The organism is Bradyrhizobium sp. SPXBL-02 (assembly GCF_051853065.1).
In the GTDB taxonomy this organism is placed as follows: domain Bacteria; phylum Pseudomonadota; class Alphaproteobacteria; order Rhizobiales; family Xanthobacteraceae; genus Bradyrhizobium.
In genome coordinates this window covers 2,817,481-2,834,418 of the sequence record NZ_CP182474.1, presented here as the reverse complement: position 1 = coordinate 2,834,418, position 16,938 = coordinate 2,817,481, and the positions used below count along the sequence as shown (strand labels likewise).

Annotated in this window: 16 protein-coding genes; 4 read left to right on the top strand and 12 right to left on the bottom strand. The window is 62.1% G+C overall.

From position 1 onward, the window contains the following. Positions 1-44: 44 nt before the first annotated feature. Positions 45-1,139, bottom strand: a complete 1,095-nt coding sequence (locus ACNJYD_RS12850) for a glycosyltransferase family protein (RefSeq protein ID WP_172785368.1) — start codon at positions 1,137-1,139, stop codon at positions 45-47. Positions 1,140-1,465: 326 nt separating this feature from the next. Then, a complete protein-coding gene (locus ACNJYD_RS12845) occupies positions 1,466-2,929 on the bottom strand; it encodes a hypothetical protein (protein WP_172785369.1) in 1,464 nt (487 codons plus the stop codon). Between the two features lie 267 nt (positions 2,930-3,196). Here ACNJYD_RS12845 and ACNJYD_RS12840 point away from each other — a divergent pair, with 267 nt between their 5' ends. Continuing rightward, positions 3,197-4,528: a hypothetical protein gene (locus tag ACNJYD_RS12840; RefSeq protein WP_172785370.1), complete on the top strand. Its 1,332-nt coding sequence runs from the start codon at positions 3,197-3,199 to the stop codon at positions 4,526-4,528. 11 nt (positions 4,529-4,539) lie between these two features. Here the strand turns inward: ACNJYD_RS12840 and ACNJYD_RS12835 are convergent, their stop codons facing one another. The 5 genes from ACNJYD_RS12835 to ACNJYD_RS12815 all read right to left on the bottom strand — a co-directional run bounded on the left by ACNJYD_RS12835 (position 4,540) and on the right by ACNJYD_RS12815 (position 9,090). Continuing rightward, a complete protein-coding gene (locus tag ACNJYD_RS12835; protein WP_172785371.1) occupies positions 4,540-4,989 on the bottom strand; it encodes a VOC family protein in 450 nt (149 codons plus the stop codon). Then, positions 4,989-5,930 (bottom strand): class I SAM-dependent methyltransferase, encoded by a 942-nt coding sequence (locus tag ACNJYD_RS12830; protein WP_172785372.1) that lies wholly within the window; start codon positions 5,928-5,930, stop codon positions 4,989-4,991. The genes ACNJYD_RS12835 and ACNJYD_RS12830 overlap by 1 nt, the downstream gene beginning before the upstream one ends. 12 nt (positions 5,931-5,942) lie before the next feature. After that, on the bottom strand, positions 5,943-7,817 hold the full coding sequence (locus ACNJYD_RS12825) for an HAD-IIIC family phosphatase (protein WP_439366560.1): 1,875 nt from the start codon (positions 7,815-7,817) through the stop codon (positions 5,943-5,945). Positions 7,818-7,868: 51 nt separating this feature from the next. Further along, a complete protein-coding gene (locus ACNJYD_RS12820) occupies positions 7,869-8,105 on the bottom strand; it encodes an acyl carrier protein (RefSeq protein WP_172785374.1) in 237 nt (78 codons plus the stop codon). A gap of 94 nt (positions 8,106-8,199) precedes the next feature. Continuing rightward, positions 8,200-9,090, bottom strand: a complete 891-nt coding sequence (locus tag ACNJYD_RS12815; protein WP_439366559.1) for an AAC(3) family N-acetyltransferase — start codon at positions 9,088-9,090, stop codon at positions 8,200-8,202. Positions 9,091-9,352: 262 nt separating this feature from the next. Here ACNJYD_RS12815 and ACNJYD_RS12810 point away from each other — a divergent pair, with 262 nt between their 5' ends. Beyond that, a complete protein-coding gene (locus ACNJYD_RS12810) occupies positions 9,353-10,312 on the top strand; it encodes a glycosyltransferase family 2 protein (protein ID WP_439366558.1) in 960 nt (319 codons plus the stop codon). Between the two features lie 4 nt (positions 10,313-10,316). On the opposite strand, the gene ACNJYD_RS12805 is transcribed toward ACNJYD_RS12810, so the two are convergent. Genes ACNJYD_RS12805 through ACNJYD_RS12795 form a run of 3 tightly spaced genes read right to left on the bottom strand, consistent with a single transcriptional unit; the run spans position 10,317 to position 12,950 of the window. Further along, positions 10,317-11,240: a transketolase family protein gene (locus tag ACNJYD_RS12805; protein ID WP_439366557.1), complete on the bottom strand. Its 924-nt coding sequence runs from the start codon at positions 11,238-11,240 to the stop codon at positions 10,317-10,319. Next, positions 11,237-12,055, bottom strand: coding sequence for a transketolase (locus ACNJYD_RS12800; protein ID WP_172785378.1), 819 nt, complete (start codon positions 12,053-12,055; stop codon positions 11,237-11,239). The genes ACNJYD_RS12805 and ACNJYD_RS12800 overlap by 4 nt, the downstream gene beginning before the upstream one ends. Then, a complete protein-coding gene (locus ACNJYD_RS12795) occupies positions 12,033-12,950 on the bottom strand; it encodes an NAD-dependent epimerase/dehydratase family protein (RefSeq protein ID WP_172785379.1) in 918 nt (305 codons plus the stop codon). Before ACNJYD_RS12795 ends, ACNJYD_RS12800 begins: the two co-directional genes overlap by 23 nt. 170 nt (positions 12,951-13,120) lie before the next feature. Between ACNJYD_RS12795 and ACNJYD_RS12790 the strand changes: the two genes are divergently transcribed. Further along, positions 13,121-14,074 carry a sulfotransferase family protein gene (locus tag ACNJYD_RS12790; RefSeq protein ID WP_439366556.1) on the top strand — a complete coding sequence of 318 codons (954 nt, stop codon included), beginning with the start codon at positions 13,121-13,123 and terminating at the stop codon, positions 14,072-14,074. Beyond that, positions 14,064-14,951, top strand: a complete 888-nt coding sequence (locus tag ACNJYD_RS12785; RefSeq protein ID WP_172785381.1) for a phosphotransferase family protein — start codon at positions 14,064-14,066, stop codon at positions 14,949-14,951. The genes ACNJYD_RS12790 and ACNJYD_RS12785 overlap by 11 nt, the downstream gene beginning before the upstream one ends. Here ACNJYD_RS12785 and rfbG read toward each other — a convergent pair whose 3' ends face one another. Together rfbG and rfbF are read right to left on the bottom strand one after the other, a co-directional pair. Further along, positions 14,952-16,019, bottom strand: coding sequence for a CDP-glucose 4,6-dehydratase (gene rfbG / locus ACNJYD_RS12780; protein ID WP_172785382.1), 1,068 nt, complete (start codon positions 16,017-16,019; stop codon positions 14,952-14,954). Then, the gene (rfbF, locus tag ACNJYD_RS12775; protein ID WP_172785383.1) at positions 16,016-16,786 is read right to left on the bottom strand and encodes a glucose-1-phosphate cytidylyltransferase; all 771 of its coding nucleotides are present in this window, start codon (positions 16,784-16,786) and stop codon (positions 16,016-16,018) included. The genes rfbG and rfbF overlap by 4 nt, the downstream gene beginning before the upstream one ends. Positions 16,787-16,938 lie beyond the last annotated feature (152 nt).

Sequence of the window (16,938 nt, the reverse complement as noted above, 5' to 3'; positions counted from 1 at the left end):
AGATGGCCTCGAAATTGGAATGAAGTTTTCTATCATGTTGTCCTCTAAATCGCGGCAACAAGCGCCTCGAAGCGTTGCCACTGCTCGCTTTTTGAATAACGGGTCGACACCATGTGGTAGCCGGCAGCAGCGATCGTCAGCCTAGTCTGCGGCGCCCCTTCCAACGCATCTCTGATTCGTTCTACGGCTTCGCCTGGTGACTTGTAAGTGACAATTGTCTCTCCATCACGCATTCCTTCAGGATATACTCCGTCGTCCGAAAGGAGCAACGCCGAGCTCCCCAAGGCCTCAAAGCACCGCATGTTCCCACGGTCAGGCCCCGCCATATCGATGGCACCGTTTAGCACAATCTTGGCTTTAGACATCAGATCATAGAGATCGAGGCCGAATGCAGGTGGGCGAGCGATTGCCGCCACCTTAGTCGGCCTTCGGTGCTTTCCGAGGGGTAGAAGATAGCCTAGTGGGGATTCCGCCAATCGACATAGGCGAGAGCGATCGAGGTGATAAACGATATTGTATTCACCAGACAAGGCCGCAACGGCTTCGAGCATCTTGGCGCGGCGCGCATGATGGCGCGAATACCCGCCCACGAACAGCACGTCGATGGGCCGATCCTGGCGCGCGGCGAACGAGGCAAGTTTCGGATCGTGCGCTGGCGTGAAATATTCTGTCCGATATCCTTGGTTACTTAGCTGTGCGAGAATTGACGGAAAATTGCACACCACAAGATCATAGCCTAAGAACGAAATACCCTTGAATGGGGCAGCGTGCCAAGCGACACGCTTCTTTACGCATCCGGGCAGTCGCTTAGCGAAATCTGCCTCCCAACTTGTTACGTCGAGATTGTAGAATACCTCTGTACAGTGTTCTTCAATCTGCGATCTCAAAATCTCGCTTAGAGGCGTTCGTGAACTCAAGCCATGTTCAACCGCCCAGACCCGCTGAGCCTCAGCATCAGTACCGTTGGCGAAAAATGCACATTCTAGCCTTTGATCAACCGGCAAGAGAACGTGAGCTGCTGATTCCCGAAAAGAAAGAAAAGCATCCATCATTCCTTCGAAGCCTGAACGGTGAGAGGTGAAGTCACGCAAGCGCCGGCGCAACGCTGGGTAGTAGCGGTTATTTTGGAAGATTCTCACGATGATCAGTCCAGTCTCATGGTGCGCGCAAGTCCGTTCTCTCGGTGGAGCAGCAAACTTGCCACCGCAACGGCAGTCCACAGTAAGCACTTGAGTGCCACTTGATAGCGCGGTTCACCAGCACCAAGCGGAGGCAGATTCCCCATTTGGATAATACTATCATGACGGCTGCGACCATGGCTATATAGGCAACTCCTGGAATAAGCGGGGCAAACGTCCAGCAATGCGGCAGCTCGCCAGAGAAACCGAGGTCGGACGACGCGTCTCGAGCAGCAGATCGGGGGCAAATGATGCATCGCGCTGCCCTGATGCCGCGTTGGTAGACGTCAATGCGGAATGCTCGCAATGAGCTTGTTCCGTATGCCGCTGCTTGCCAACGGAGAGCAGATTAGCGTCATGCTGGCGAGCCAGACGCTGCATTGCAGGACGAGACCGACAAAGCCAGTTATAGGCACCGCATAGCGCGCGAGCATCCCCATCCCCAACCCGGTAGTGACAACTGCTAGCATCATTCCGAACAGAAGCATCGCATGTCGAAGCGGCTGCTGCAGCGTCTGGATCAGCAGCAGCGAGAAAAGGACCCCGAGTTGCCCCACCGTATCACCGGACGTTAGGCTGATCGCGGCGCCTAGCGGACCGAGAGCCGGGATCAGGAACATCGCGAGGCCAAAGAAGATCGCAATTTGCAGCGACTTGGTCCAAAGCAGCAGCGTGCCCCTATCGCTGTAGCTTGCGTAACTCATAGCAAACGTTGCCGGCGTCACGAGACAAGTTCCGCCGATCAGCACGATTGCAAGCGTCGCGTCATATGGAATAGCTCCTGCAGTCCAGAGCTCAAAGAATTCCCGCCAGAACGACAGTAGGCCGCCCGTGATCAAGCTGACCGTAAAGGTCACGATGAACAGTCCCCTCGCATATAGGGTCCGCAGGCTGTCCCGCGCACCCACGGCGTGATCATGGCCGAGCTCCGCTGCGATCGGCAACGAGAATTGATAGCAGAGGCCGCGCAGAAAATTGGCGACGGTTCTGGTGAGCACCCATTGGGCGATCGCGGCCCGATCAGACACGAGGGCTCCGACCAGCAGAACCGAAAGATACGACATTCCGACTTCGGCGAAATTCATCACGCCGAACGGAAATGCGCCCGCGAGTTGAGCCCTGGCCCACCGCCAGGAAACGCGGCGCGGGAGGCCGCTGATAAACGGGAATTGCCGTTTCAAGTCGGAAAACAGGATGTACGCGGAGACTCCAACCTGCCCGGCAACGTACGCCAATGCCACGACCAGCAAGTTACTGGTGAGGAAAACCGCAATCACCTGTGCAAGCTGGCCAAGACCCGTCCCCCATGCTTGCACAGCGACGATGCGACCGTACAGACCGCGTGCGCGAAAGAGGGAGCTAGCGAGGTTCACCGGCAGGGTGGTCGCAAGGCCGAGCGTCACAATCGCGAACGTCAGGTCGAACCCAGGCTCTTCGCGAAAACCGAGGACACTGGCCGGATCCACCAGCATCAGCAGGATCCCGATGATGGCGATCAGACCAGCAACGACAGCGATGAAAAGTAGGAGACTGCCGGCGAAGTACCGACGCGTACGACGATCCGAGTCTGCTCGGGACTTGAACGAGAGAAATCGGTTTAGGCTCCATGCATGGAGGCCGGGATCGGCAGCCTGCACCAGACTCCCGGCTGCGAAGATGGTGAGCCACGCCGAGAGCGTTTCATGTCCCAAATATCTCAAGAAGAACGGAATGAGAACGACCTGCTGCGTGAGCGCAAGCAGAACGATCATCGAATTCGCCGACCACCCACCAAGGATGCGGCGAACGCGGTTTAGACCTATTACCGTCACGTCGCGCACGAGTGGGATAATGCGATCCGCTGGAAGCGATAAATTTGGCCAATCATTGTCCCGCTCCGAATGTGCTGTTGTTCCATCGCCGCTTAAGCCTTAGTATTACGATTGTCCCCACACAAGCGGCGAGGTGCTGATTCCAGCTTGGACGACCAAGTGTAATTGGGTAGTGACATCCGCTCTAAACGGGTAAGAGGGCTGAACGTGTCGAAGGTCGTTGCGCGAGTGGGCCACCGGGATATCACGCCGCGCGACCGCCCCGTCCGGCTCGCTGGCTACCCATCGAGGACCGCCCCCTGCCGCAATATCCTCGATCCCATCGAAGTCGGAGCAATTTTGTTCGAGGGCCTTGGCGGTCGAGTCCTTCTTCTTTCTTTTGACCTGCTGCAGGTCGGTTCGGAACTGCAGGATCTGGTCGTCGGCAAGCTGGAGAAACGGGGCTTCCGTCGCAACGAAATCTTTTTGCAGGCCACCCACACGCACGGGGCTCCGGCGACCGACAAGGCCTGCGCACCGCTCGGCATTCCGGACGAGCGCTATGTGGCCGAGCTTGGCGATGCCGTCGACGAGCTTGTTGGACACGTCCAGGAGCAGGAACCAGCGGAAGTCGTCTTCCAGATATTCGAAGGGCAACTCCGGCACGCGATCAATCGCCGGCGCTACTGGGCGTTTCCGACGATCGGCAGGATGCACGGTTTCAACTTGACAAGCGTCGCCTTCTCGCCGAACCCGAAGGGTCCGAAGAACGAGTTGGCGACCGTTCTGCTCCTGCGCGATGTCCGCAACGATCGGCCCGTTGCGGTGCTGTGGCACTACACCTGCCACCCGACCGCCGCCATTCCGACCGATGCGATTAGCGCCGACTATCCGGGCAAGATCCGCGAACGGCTTCGCCAGCGGTTCGGTCCGATTCCGTGTGTGTTCCTGAACGGCTTCTGCGGCAACATCAGGCCGCATATCGTGCCGGCACGGCGGCCCGTCCCGCTTCGCGAGCGGTTCCAACGGCTGGTGCGAATTGTGTTCTTCGGCAATCTCTTTCCATCGCTGTCTGCGGAGGACTGGCAGCGCTGGAGCGATAGCCTCGCGAGCGAACTGGACGCGACCACACAGCGGCCCGCGGCGAAAAACTTCAGCCCGCAGGAACTGCGGATCGGTTCGGCCAGCGTCCCGCTGAGCAGCTTCTTTCACGGCACAGCGCCCCAAAAGCCCCTGTGCGTGCAGGTTCTCGGCTTCGATGATGCGCTCGAGATCGTCGCCATCTCGGCAGAACCGTCAGTCGAATGGGAAAGCGAGATCGGGCAAGCCGTGCCCAAGCCGCTGGGATGCATCCGACTTCACGCCGGATATCTAGGATCGCTTTGCGGATACCTGCCCACGAAAGCACAGGTTCCCGAAGGCGGATATGAGGTCGAGGGCTTTCAATCCCTGTTTGGATTTGCCGGCCAGTTCGATGCCGGCCAGATCGGCCCCGCGGTATTGTCCTGCGTGCAGCGCGCATTCGAAGCAGCTCGTGCAAGCCTTCAGCGCTCCAACTGACGGATGCGCCCTTAGACCGGCACAAATTCGCGCGAGGCGCCTTCGCTCTCGATCAGCTCGATGACGACGAATTCCCTGGTGAGAAAGAACTGCACCGGCGCGCCATCGAAGGCGACCGCCGACTTCGCCGCTCCCGTCGGAGTGGCGCCGCGCGCGCGGAAATATTTCGCGGCCTCTGCCAAATTCTCGACCCGATAGGCGACCTGATTAATCACGCCCTTCCCGGACACCGCGATCTTTGCAACCGGAGAATTGTCCCCGAGCGGCGCGATGAGTTCAAACATCACGCCGCCCGCATCGCGCAGAAACTGGACCGAGACGCCAAGCACCTGATCGTCATAGACCCGTGTGGCCGAAACGATCGGCAGCAGAGAGCAGACATTGGTGAGGCCGGACTTCAGGTCCCGCACGACCAGGCCGACATGGTCGAAGATCAACTCGGGGCGCGCGGGGGTCGACATCAGTTCAGTCTTGCGACGATGCAGGCGGAAATCGTGAGCTTGTGCTTCCGCGCCTGCTCCATCGTGTGGTTGGTCATGGGGAAGAACTCCGCCCGTTCGATCTCGAAGCCGGCCGCACGGACCGCCTCAACCGCCTCTTCCGGCGAGCGCAATAGATAGAGATGATCCGGCGCAGGGCTGTTGATCGGGACGTTCACGAACAGCCGGCCAGTCGGCTTGAGCAGCGAGCGCAACTTGACGAGGGCCCCCTTCGGATCTTCCAGATGCTCGAGGACCTCCGAGAAAGTGAGGCAATCGAACTTCGCGCTGTCATCCGGGACAGCGTACAGATCCTGCAGGACGAGCTCGGGCTTCTTGCCCGACATGCCCATGACCGTTAATGCGTCCCATGTTTGGCCGATGCTCGCCTTGCTGACGTCCCAGCCCTTCACGCTGCCCGATCTCTCGTCCTTGAGAGCCTGATAGATCAGCAGTCCGTGTCCCGGACCGATTTCCAGATAGTCATAACCAGCCGGCGCCTGCTTCAGGAACACGTTGCGGTAGAACTGATAGCAGGCCGTGTGGTTCGACCAGTAGATCTGGGTCAGAAGCAGGCCATCCATGTAGTGGCCCATATATTCGGGATTGCTGTAGACGAGACGATTGGCCTCCTCGAAAGTCTGGAGCCTGTATCGCCCTTTCCGTCGGAAGAAGATCTCTTCCTCGCGCACGATCTTGCAGATGAAATCGTAGCCGTCGCAAATTTCGTCGAGGCGTGGACCGGCGATCTGGCGAATCTGGCTGGCCAGCTCTTCGAGCGTTGCGAAATCTTCGGCGGATGCGTGAGAGAACCGGGTCTCGAGATAGCCACGATGTGCCGGCGTCCGTTCATACTGGGTGCGCATCAGCGCAGCGAGCTGCGGAAAACGCTGTTCATCGATCAGGCTTGATGCCGTGCTCAAAGTCTGTCTCCCTCAATGCGCGCCAACGGCATCGCGAATGCGGATGGGCGGCTTCTTGTCCTGATAGCCGTGCACGGAGAGCTCCCAGGCGGTCTCGCCGCCGGGACGCTTGCCGGTCAATTCGAACCCGAGATTACGATAGTGATCTGCGACCATCATGTTCTTCTTGGTCGGGATGTAGACGCCGCGCACGAACCCCTTGCCCAGCTCCCGCGCGCGAGCAACGAGCAAATCCAGTGTCGCCTCGGGAACGCCGCGTCCAAGGACGCGGCACGACATCAGCCACGTGTCGATCTCGAGTGCATCCGTGCCGATGTCAGCAATGACGACGCCAATCATGCCGTTGTCGCCAAAGGTGTCGGTGAGGCGCATCTGCATGGTGATGCGGCGCGGATCGGCCTCGGCCGACGCCACATCAGCTTCGGAATAGCGTCTGGTCGTCAAATTGAACTGGTTGGATTTCGAGATCAATTGCGCGATCCGCTTGCGCCCGACCGCATCGAACGGATTAACCTGCAATTCCATATCGAGCGACTGGAGATAGTCCTCCTGCCGCGCGAACGACTTCAGCTGGGCCGTCCGCCGGGCATCGGCCCGATAGTAGGACGCCCGGTCGCGATCCTCTGCCGTGAATCCGGTGGCCTCGAAGTAGCAGGCGGATTGGAAGACCGGGATCCACTCCGTCACATCCTTGGGAAGCTCGGGCACGGCAACCTGGGGCAGCGCAAAGCGGATCTGCGCGCGTTCCGCAGGGTTGTCGTCCAGAAAGACGAAGCTATCGAGACCAAGGCTGAGAATCTCAGACAGCGCCTGCAGGTTGGCCGCCTTGTCGGTCCAGTTGATCTGGAAGGCGGCGATGTCCTCCTCGACCAGAACCATCTCGGGGTGCGTGCGAAACGCGTCCAGGGCAACGCTCTCCTCATTCTTGGAGGAGACGCAGAGCACGATGCCGCGGTCGCGCAATTCCTTCGCCATGGCCTGGAGCGCGCAGTGAGCCTCCCCAACCGGACTTCCGGGGCCGAGCAGCAGATTCTCCTTGCCGTCGTCGCCGACGATCCCACCCCACATGGTGTTGTCGAGGTCGAGCACCAGAACCCGGCGCGACTTGCCGAACTTCAGCGCGACCAGTCTGACGAGGTGCTCCGCATAGAGCGGCGCATTCTCCGGCGCGAACGGATACTTGGCCAAGGCCCAGTGCCGCGCGGAGTACCAGACCTCCTGGCCGATCCTTTCGGACAGCATCGCCACGTCCAGCACCAGGTCGCCGCTGGACTTCACAAATTCGGACAGTCCCGCGTTGAACCGGCCGACGAGGTCGGCGTGCGAGCCCGGTATCAACCGGTCGACGTGCAAGCGGACGTGCGCGGGATCCGGCGTCAAGGTCTGGAAAACGACGGGCTTCTTGAGCGATGAAGCGATGCTCTCGCGGATGACACGCAGGCGATCGATCGCCCGCTCCGCGATTGCCGCCGCAACCTCGGGATTCCCGGGGGCCGGCCGCAAGCCGAAGGCATGCACGTCCATCGCGAGAACGACAATATCGGGACCGAAAGCGGCAATGCCATCGCGATCGCGCTCCAGCAAGACCTCGGGATCTTCGTATTCCGAGATCATGACGTCGACCCGCAGGCCATGCCGGAGCCCGGTGCCGATCAGCGTCTCCTTCAGATGTCGCGCCGTCGAGTTCGAGAGCAGCAGCACGCGAACCGCCTGCAGGCCGGCCTGTCCCGTCGAGTCTTGAATCTCGACGAGGCCCGCCGCGAGGCGGCGCAGGCCGCCTGCATCCCATTCATACTGCGCCAGGCGAACCAGGTCCGCGACATTGCTTCCGCCGAGGCTGCGGGTTCGCTCGACGTCACTTGCCGTCGGCTGTGGCAACCACCTCATCATCGGCTTGATCACAACAGGCTCGCTCGTACCGAGAAGAACTGGCCAACGTCACGCGGCGATCATCGAGATCAAATCGCTCACTGAGCGAATGCTCTCGATCTGCGCAGCTTCGAACTCGCGATCGAACTCTCTTTCGACCGCAGCGACGATGCGGATCGTCGCGAGGCTATCCCATCCATCCACATCGTCAGGGGTTGACTGCGGCGAAATCTGCAAATTCGGGAGATCGAGTTCCTCCCGGAAAATTGCCTGCAATCGGCCAATGACGTCTGCCTGCTTATCCACTGATCGAGCCCTTCGTGGTTGAGAAACGCCTTCATATACTCCGGCCTGCATCGCTTCAACCGGAGTTTTCCCTTTTGATTTCAAGGCAATAGCATCAGGCCAGAAAGCGCCTGTGCCACGGCATCCGATACATGCTGATACCACGCCGACCGAGGGAAACACCCGTCATGATCGCGTCGCGCGCCGGAATTGACCACATCCACAGGTTCGACAGGCGAAACTCGACGTATTGGTCGCGGGGATAATGCCGGCCGAGCCAGGCCGCGTCGAAAGCGCCGTTTCGGTTGAGGTAGGTGTGCGTCCCCTCATCCCCATCGCGGGTCCGCCAGCGATATGTGGTCGAGCCGTGAAAAATGGCTGCAAAATCTGGATTCTCGTGCCGAAGGATGCTTTCCACGGCGTGCAGTGGCGTCAGGGTTGCCAGAAACCTCCCGACCCCCAGGCCGACGCAGAGAGCATCGAGCTCCATCAGCCTTTGATAAGGAGAATCGGGATCCCAGGGCGTTTCCGTGGTCTGGTGGTCCTTGACGAGAAACTCGGCCTGCGGCCCCAACGCGATCACCGAGGACGAATTGTGAATGCTGCGTTTGACGCCTCGATAGCGCCTGAATGTCTCGGCGATCAGGCCTGTAGACACCGGCTCCCGATGGATTTCCAGAATCTTCCGATCGTCGACCACGAGGGGAATCGCGGACATGACCAGCGTGCCCTCGGAACCGATCAGGTCGAGAAGCAAATCGATCACCGATGACGGCTTGCCCGGGAAATTGTAGAATTCATTCCAGGACGACTGGACCCATACGGTCCTGCCGGTCTTGATGCCCAGCCTCTCGAATGCCGAGCGCAACTCGGGAACCGAAATCGGATCCTTGAAGAAGCGCTTATCGAGCGCAAGCCGGCGCAGCCGGAGATAAGACCGCAGATCCTCGCGGCCCAGGGCGTGCCGCAGCGTGGAGATTACGAATTGGCGAACTGAGGCTGACATTTCTGGCGGTAGCAGCTTGGGGGCCTTGGTGCAGATCGTGAGCTATCAGGCAGCCCCTGCGATGTCGACAAAATCCTGACAATTCGGATTGTTCGATGGCTTCCGGACATCCCTTCAACGTGGCGGCAGTCCTCTGCCCGTTTGCTTCGGACTTCGCATTGCGGTAGCAAAACTGGCACGCGTCATACACATCCGCTAGAAGCTCCCCGTCTGCCGTCCGGCAGGCCTGGCCATCGCCCGCCATTCGTCGAGGAAGACGATTGTGAAAACAATCAGCGTTATCACGCCCTGCTACAACGAAGAGCTGAACGTGCGGGATTGCTACGAGGCGATCCGGCGGATCTTCGACAACGACCTCAAAGGCTATCAGCGCGAACACATCTTCTGCGACAACGCCTCCGACGATCGCACCGTCGAAATCCTGCGCGAGATCGCCGCGCAGGACCCGGCGGTCAAGGTCATCGTCAACGCGCGCAACTTCGGACCGCTGCGCAATACCTATAATGGGGTGATGGCGAGCACGGGCGATGCCGTGCTGCTGTTCATGCCGGCGGATCTCCAGGACCCGCCCGAGCTGCTCCCGCAATTCGTCAAGCTGTGGGAAGCCGGCAACGAGATCGTCTACGGCATCCGCGCCTTCCGGGAGGAAGGCCGCCTGATGCGCTCCCTCCGTGACGCCTATTACCGCGTGCTGACCCGATTCTCCGAGCTCAAGGTGCCGCCGGGGGTCGGTGACTTCCAGCTCGTCGACAGGCGCGTCGTCGAGGCGATGCGGCACGTCCGCGACGCCTATCCGTTCATGCGCATGATGACGTTCGAGTGCGGCGGTCGCATGGTCGGCGTGCCCTACACCTGGCGCGAGCGCAAGAAGGGCTTTTCGAAGAACCGCGCCAGCGCGCTGATCGATCAGGGGCTCAACGGGCTGGTGTCCTTCACCACGGCACCGGTGCGCTTCGGCTTGTTCGCAGGCTTCCTGATCTCGGCCATGAGCATCGCTTACGCGATCGTCAACTTCATCATCGGCCTCGTGCTCTATCAGAAGCTCGCCGAGCCGGGCATCCTCACGCTGATCGTCGCCATGTTCTTCTTCGGCGGCGTGCAGCTGTTCTTCATGGGCATGATTGGCGAATACGTGCTCGCGATCTACGGTCAGGTGCGCGAAAAGCCCGTGGTGTTCGAGCGCGAGCGCGTCAATTTCGGCCCGCCGCCGTCAGGAACGTGACGCCTCAGCGCGTCGGCAGCGATTGCTCGATCCGCGCGACGATCGCCTGAACCGACAGGCCGGCGCCATCGAGCAGTGCCTCGCGCGAACCTGCACTGGAGGTCTTGCCGCCCTGCTCGGGAATGCCGATGCCGGTGACCTGTGGCCGCTTGGCATCACCGGCAAACGCGCAGGCCACCAGGCTGAACAGGCCGCCGCGCAGGATATGCTCTTCGAGCGTCACGACGAGCGATGCGCCGTGCACCGCATCACGGATCGCGGCCTCGTCAAGCGGCTTCAGGCAGGACACGCTGACCACGCCGACATCCTGGCCACGCCCGGCAAGCTCGCCGGCGGCCTCTACCGCACGCGAAGCGATCGGTCCCGACGCAAGGATGACGACATCCCGTCCCTCACGCAGGATCCGCGGCTTGCGCAGGTCAGTCACGGCTGCGCCGAGATTCGGCTCCCCTTGCCGGCTGAGCCGCAAGTAAGACGGCTTGCCGCTGCCCGCGATCAGGCGCGTCGCAGCACGGACCTCCATGGGATCGCAGGGCACGAACATCTCGATGCCAGGCAGCATCGACATAATGCCCGCGTCTTCCAACGCATGGTGCGTGTAGCCCTGGCTGCCATAGGCATAGCCGGCGCCCACTGCCACGACCTTGACGTCCGCGCCGTGATAGCAGACGTCGTTGCGGAGCTGCTCGAGACAGCGCAAGGTCGGGAAGTTGCCGATCGAATAGATGAAGACGGTCTTGCCCGACAGCGCGATGCCGGCGGCGATGCCCGCCATGTTCTGCTCGGCGACGCCGACGTTGAGATAGCGCTCGGGGAATTTCGCCGCGAACGGCTCCAGCACGGAATAGCCGAGATCGCCGCAGAGCAGCCAGATATCAGGGTTTTCGCTCGCCGCCTGCGACAGGCTTTCGATGAACGTCGTCCTCATGCGCCGACCTCCGCGAGCGCCTGCGCCAGCAGTTCATCCGAGGGCGAACGGTAGTGCCATTCGAGCTTGTTCTCCATGAAGCTCACGCCTTTGCCCTTCACGGTGTGGGCGATCACGACGGTCGGCCGGCCCGATGGCGACGGCACGCCGCCGAGCACCCGCTCGAGCGCGATGACATCATGACCGTCGATCTCCTCGACATGCCAGCCGAACGCCTTCCACTTCTCGGCGAATGGATTGAGGTTCAGCACCTCATCGACCGAGCCAAAGCTCTGGATCTTGTTGAAGTCGACGATGACGCAGAGATTGTCGAGCTTGTGATGGGGTGCAAACAGGATGCCTTCCCAATTGGAACCCTCGTCGCATTCGCCATCGCTGAGCAAACAGAACACGCGGCTGCCGTGGCTGGCTGAACGCGCGGCGAGCGCCATGCCGATCGCGATCGGCAAGCCGTGGCCGAGCGAACCGGTCGAGACCTCGACGCCGGGCACGGCATGGCTGACATGACCGGTGAAGATCGATCCGTCGCGGCAATAGGTGTCGAGCTCGGCCAGCGGGAAGAAGCCAGATTCGGCGAGCGTGGCGTACATGATCGCCGTGGCATGGCCCTTGCTGAGCACGAAGCGATCGCGGTTTGCGAATTGCGGCTCGGCAGGATCAATGCGCAGGATCCGCGTGTAGAGCACGGCCAGGATATCCGCCATCGAGAGGCATCCGCCGATATGCGAGGCCTTGGCGGCATGCACCATCCGCAGCGCATGCGCGCGAATGCGCCGGGCAAACTCTGTCGGCTCAGGAAGATTTGGTCGCGTCATGCCAGTCAACCGTTTCGCGTAATCCCTCATCCAACGGCACTTCGGGCTTCCAGCCCAATGCGAGCATGCGCGAAACGTCCGCCGCCAGGACCATAACCTGATCGGGCCGGTAGGCCAACTCGCCGAAGCCGAGGCTTGCGCGGGGATCGACGAGATCGCGCAGCTTCGTCACCGTCTCGCGCAGTGGCGGCGCATCCGGACTACCAACGTTGAAGATTCCCCGCGCAGCGTCGTGCGTGGCCGCAATCCGGAAGGCCGCGGCCGCGTCGCGTGCGTGCAAAAAGCCCCAGCGCTGCTCGCAAACCGTCAGCGCCATGTGCTGTCCGGAGCGCAGGTTCCGGATCATGCTGGGGATCAACCAATAATCGGCATCCTTCGGACCGTAGGTCGAGAAGATCCGCAGCCACGCCGCGCGCAGCTCACGCTCCTCGCAAAGGCGTAGCACCATTGATCCCGCCCCGAGCTTGGCCATGCCGTACAGCGTCGTCGGCCGGGCGATATCGTCCTCGCGAATCGCGCGATCATAGGGGCCGTACTCGGCCTGCGATCCGGCCCCCACGAAGATTTTGGCGCCGAGGCTGGCAGCGAGCTCGGCCAACCGGACCGTATCGGCGACATTGACGGCCTGGTCAGGGCCGTTGCGGTCGCTGCCGGCGACGCCGCGCCAGGCCATATGAACGACCGCCTCGGGCGCGAACGCCTCAAGAGGCCGGCGCAGCCCGTCCAGATGCTCTAGGGCGCCCGGAATCACATTCAGGCGGCCAATGGCCTCTTGAAGGCGCCAGGGAGCCCTGTCGGGGCGCAGCAGGACCGCCACCTCGTGCCCCCGCTCCAGCAGGTCCGCAACGAGATAGGAGCCCAGGAACCCGCTCGCGCCGGTCACGAAAATACGCATGGCGCCCCGGGTAGATCAGCCGCAGAGGCCCGTCAATGTCCGTATCGGAAGTGCCGGGGGTGCCGGGTTGGGGCTGGGGACGGGCTTCCAGGGCACCATCTGAGCTTGATTATCCGGCCCATGCAGCTAAACGGGGGCCAGAATTGACTTCGACGATACAGGGTAGGTGAATGAGCGACTTCAGGCTGGCCATGATCTCCGCGGGCTTCGAGCACGGCGGCAACGTCACCCACCGTCACTTCGACGGCCACCCCGACCTGCTCGTCTACCCCTTCGAGTCGCAGCTCGGGAACCGCAACTTCAACGACTTCCTCGCCTCGGTCGAGCGCGTTCAGTACCGCTATCCCGAATTCCCAGAAGGCCTGACCGCGATCGAGCTCTATGAGCAGATGATCGACGAGGAGCTGAAGACGTTCCTGCGCAAGCGCAACGGCTCCAAGTTCCGCGATGCCGACTGCGTGCTGGACGAGAAGAACCGCGTCGCCGAATTCGTCCGGCTGTGCGGCGAGGCCCCGATCCCCCGCCGCAAGGTCATCGAGGCCTTCTTCCGTTCGACCTTCACGGCCTGGGAGAACTATTACACCAAGCCGCGCGAGGGCATGGTCCATGTCGGCTACTCGCCGGCCATCGGCATTGACGCCGACCGCATAGTGCGCGACTTCCCGAACATCCGTATCCTACACATTGTGCGCAATCCGTTCTCGGCCTATCGCGACACCAAGCGCCGCCCGTTCCCGCAGCCGCTGACCAAGTACCTGATCACCTGGAACATCTATCACTCGACGGTCGAGATGTTCGCCAAGATGTATCCGCGGAACGTGCGGATCTTCCGCTACGAGGACCTCGTCGAGGACAAGCGCAAGTTCATGACCGAGGCGGCCGGCTTCATCGGCGTGCCCTTTGCCGACAGCATGCTCTATCCGAGCTGGAACGGCGTCGAGATCAAGGATTCGATCGCGCCCTGGGGCACCGTGCTCAAGAGCACCAAGGACTACAACAAGGCCGTCATCGACGAGCTCTCGGATGACGAGCGCAAGCAGATCGCACAGGGCAGCGCGGCGCTGGCCCTTCATTTCGGCTACGACCAGATCGACTATCTGAGCCCGCTCTATCGTGCTGGGTAAGATCGCGTACTTCGAAAGCGACGACCGCCCCGACATCATCGCCGATCGGGCGCGCATCCTGCCCGCGCTGCAGCGGCATCTGCAATCATCCAGCCGCGACATCAGCGTGACGCCGGCGCTCGGCGGCACGCTCGGCCTCTGCTTCGATGCGGAGATTTCCGGCGAGAAGCGATTTCTGAAGACCCATCTTCCGGGCACAGAAGCTCGCGCCAGCCTTGCCAGGGAAGCCGACATCCTCGCCCGGCTCTACGACGGACGGATCTTGCTTGATCGCTTCGAGGCCTTGCCGGCGGATGGAACCACGCGTCTGTGCGTCCTGATGCCCGCGCTCGTCCCGCCCGCCGGCCCGATGCAGCCCGCGCAGGCGGCTGCGATGGCTGATGCGTGCAGCCGACACCTCGGCGATTGGCGACCGGACAATCTCCCTTCGTTTGCGCAATATCTGGCGTCGGCCGCTCGCGCGCTGGACATGCTTACGGATCGTGACCTGCTCGCGCCGGCGACCGCGGCCGAGACGCGCCGGCTCGTCGCGCTGCTGGCAGATCGTCTCGGCGTCCTGCCCGAGGCGCTCTGTCACGGCGATTTCGGGCCGAAAAACATCATGCTCGATGGCACTGAGCCGCGCCTCATCGACTGGGAAGACGCCTTCCTCGGCATCGCCGGCTACGACTATCTCTACTGGCTGACCTTCATGGAGAACCGGCCGTTCCTGCAAACGGCCGCGTTCGGTCGGACCGGGCTTTCGCGCGAGATCGAGCGCGCGATCCTCGCGCTCGTCGTTCTGCTCAAATCATATCTTGCGGTCTGCTCGGGGGCATATCTGAAGCACGCGGTCGCGCCGCACGCGCGCATCGCCGAGATTTTGGAGCTACGCTGATCAGACCGGTTGCGCGGCGCCGACGACCTGTTCGAGCTGGTCGAGCGAGAATGTGCGCAGGTCCCTGCCCTCGCGCAGCGCCTTGTACCAGTCGACGGTCAGCCGCAGGCCCTGTGCCAAATCCAGCCGCGGGGTCCAGCCGAGCTCGCTGCGCGCCTTGGTGCAATCCAGCTTGAGATAGGCCGCTTCGTGCGGATGCGGACCGGCATCGGCCGTCCAGCGCGCGCCCTCACCCCATAGCGCGATCAGACGCTCGACCACCGTTCCGACCGGCACCTCGCTCGCCGCCTCGGGCCCGAAATTCCAGCCGCCGATGAAGCGTGCGTCACCGGCGAGCCGCTCGACCAGCGTGAGATAGCCGAGCACGGGATCGAGCGCATGCTGCCAGGGCCGCACCGAATTGGGATTGCGGAGGCGCAGCGCCTGCCCGTCGAGGAACGCCTGCATCGCGTCGGGCACTAGGCGGTCGCGCGCCCAGTCGCCACCGCCGAACACGTTGCCGGCGCGTGCGGTCGCGACGCGCGCCGCTCCCTCGGCATTGTAGAAGCTGTGGCGATAGGACTGCGTCACGAGCTCGGCGCAGGCCTTGCTGTTGCTGTAGGGATCATCGCCGCCGAGACGATCGCCCTCGCGGAAGGCCGTGCCGGCGCCGTTGTTCTCGTAACACTTGTCGCTAGTGACATTCAGGATCACCCGCACTGTGCGGAGTTGCCGTGCCGCCTCCAGCACGTGAACCGTGCCCATCACGTTGGTCGCAAAGGTCTCGACCGGCTCTTCATAAGAGGGCCGCACCAGGGCCTGCGCGGCCATGTGGATGACGATGTCGGGCGCAGCCTCCGCCATCGCGGCGCGCAAGGTGGCGAGATCGCGGATGTCGGCGATGCGGTGCCTGATGTCGTCAGCGACGCGGGCGGTGACGAACAGCGAGGATGCGTGCGTCGGCGCCAGCGCATAGCCGTAGACCTCGGCGCCGAGGCGGCGCAGCAGCAGCGAGGCCCATGCACCCTTGAATCCGGTGTGGCCGGTCAGAAAGACCTTCTTGCCGCGCCAGAACGCCGGATCCGTCACCAGACCCTCCATTTGGCGCGCTTGCTCGCCCACTCGTTCTCGAGGAAGTTGCGATCGCGCAGCGAATCCATCGGATGCCAGAAGCCCGGATGCACAAAGGCGCGCAGATCGTCGCCGCGGGCGAGCTGCTCCATCGGCTCGCGCTCCCAGATCGTCTTATCGCCCGCGATGAGATCGCCGACCGACGGTGACAACAGGAAAAAGCCGCCGTTGATCCAGCCGCCGTCGTCGTTCGGCTTCTCCTCGAAATTGACCACTCGGTCGCCCTCGATTGCGACCGCGCCGAAGCGCTTGGCCGGCCGCACCACCGAGACGGTTGCCCGGCGCCCATGCGCCTTGTGGAACGCGATCTCGGCAGCGAGATCGATGTCGGCGACGCCGTCGCCATAGGTCAGCGCAAAGAACGGTTCGTCGGCGACATAAGGCAGCACCCGCTTCAATCGACCGCCGGTCTGCGTCTCCTCACCGGTGTCGACCAGCGTGACCCGCCAGGGCTCGGCGGTCTCGCGATGCACTTCCATCCGGTTCTCGGCGAGATGGAAGGTCACGTCGGACATGTGCAGGAAGTAGTTCGCGAAGTACTCCTTTATCATGTAGCCCTTGTAGCCAAGGCAGATCACGAAGTCGTTGAAGCCGTAATGGCTGTAGGTCTTCATGATGTGCCAGAGGATGGGCCGTCCGCCGATCTCGACCATCGGCTTCGGCCGCGTGCTGGTCTCCTCGGCGATGCGAGTGCCGAGGCCTCCCGCGAGAATGACGACTTTCATGGAAACCCTGCCGAGATCGGGAAATTACGTCCAATTGAGCACTGGTTACTTCAGGCATTTTAGGCCGTCAATTGGGGCGCGAGCGAGCGCCAGGCCCCACCGGCTGCCTCCCAGCGAACGCACGTCCGTGGCGGCGATGTCGACATCTGGCG

What these genes read in the sequence shown, in the direction of transcription:
- ACNJYD_RS12845 (WP_172785369.1), bottom strand. Translation starts at nt 2,929, where the DNA reads ATGATCGTTCTGCTTGCGCTCACGCAGCAGGTCGTTCTCATTCCGTTC.
- ACNJYD_RS12835 (WP_172785371.1), bottom strand. Translation starts at nt 4,989, where the DNA reads ATGTCGACCCCCGCGCGCCCCGAGTTGATCTTCGACCATGTCGGCCTG.
- ACNJYD_RS12825 (WP_439366560.1), bottom strand. Translation starts at nt 7,817, where the DNA reads ATGAGGTGGTTGCCACAGCCGACGGCAAGTGACGTCGAGCGAACCCGC.
- ACNJYD_RS12815 (WP_439366559.1), bottom strand. Translation starts at nt 9,090, where the DNA reads ATGTCAGCCTCAGTTCGCCAATTCGTAATCTCCACGCTGCGGCACGCC.
- ACNJYD_RS12805 (WP_439366557.1), bottom strand. Translation starts at nt 11,240, where the DNA reads ATGAGGACGACGTTCATCGAAAGCCTGTCGCAGGCGGCGAGCGAAAAC.
- ACNJYD_RS12800 (WP_172785378.1), bottom strand. Translation starts at nt 12,055, where the DNA reads ATGACGCGACCAAATCTTCCTGAGCCGACAGAGTTTGCCCGGCGCATT.
- ACNJYD_RS12795 (WP_172785379.1), bottom strand. Translation starts at nt 12,950, where the DNA reads ATGCGTATTTTCGTGACCGGCGCGAGCGGGTTCCTGGGCTCCTATCTC.
- ACNJYD_RS12790 (WP_439366556.1), top strand. Translation starts at nt 13,121, where the DNA reads ATGAGCGACTTCAGGCTGGCCATGATCTCCGCGGGCTTCGAGCACGGC.
- rfbF (WP_172785383.1), bottom strand. Translation starts at nt 16,786, where the DNA reads ATGAAAGTCGTCATTCTCGCGGGAGGCCTCGGCACTCGCATCGCCGAG.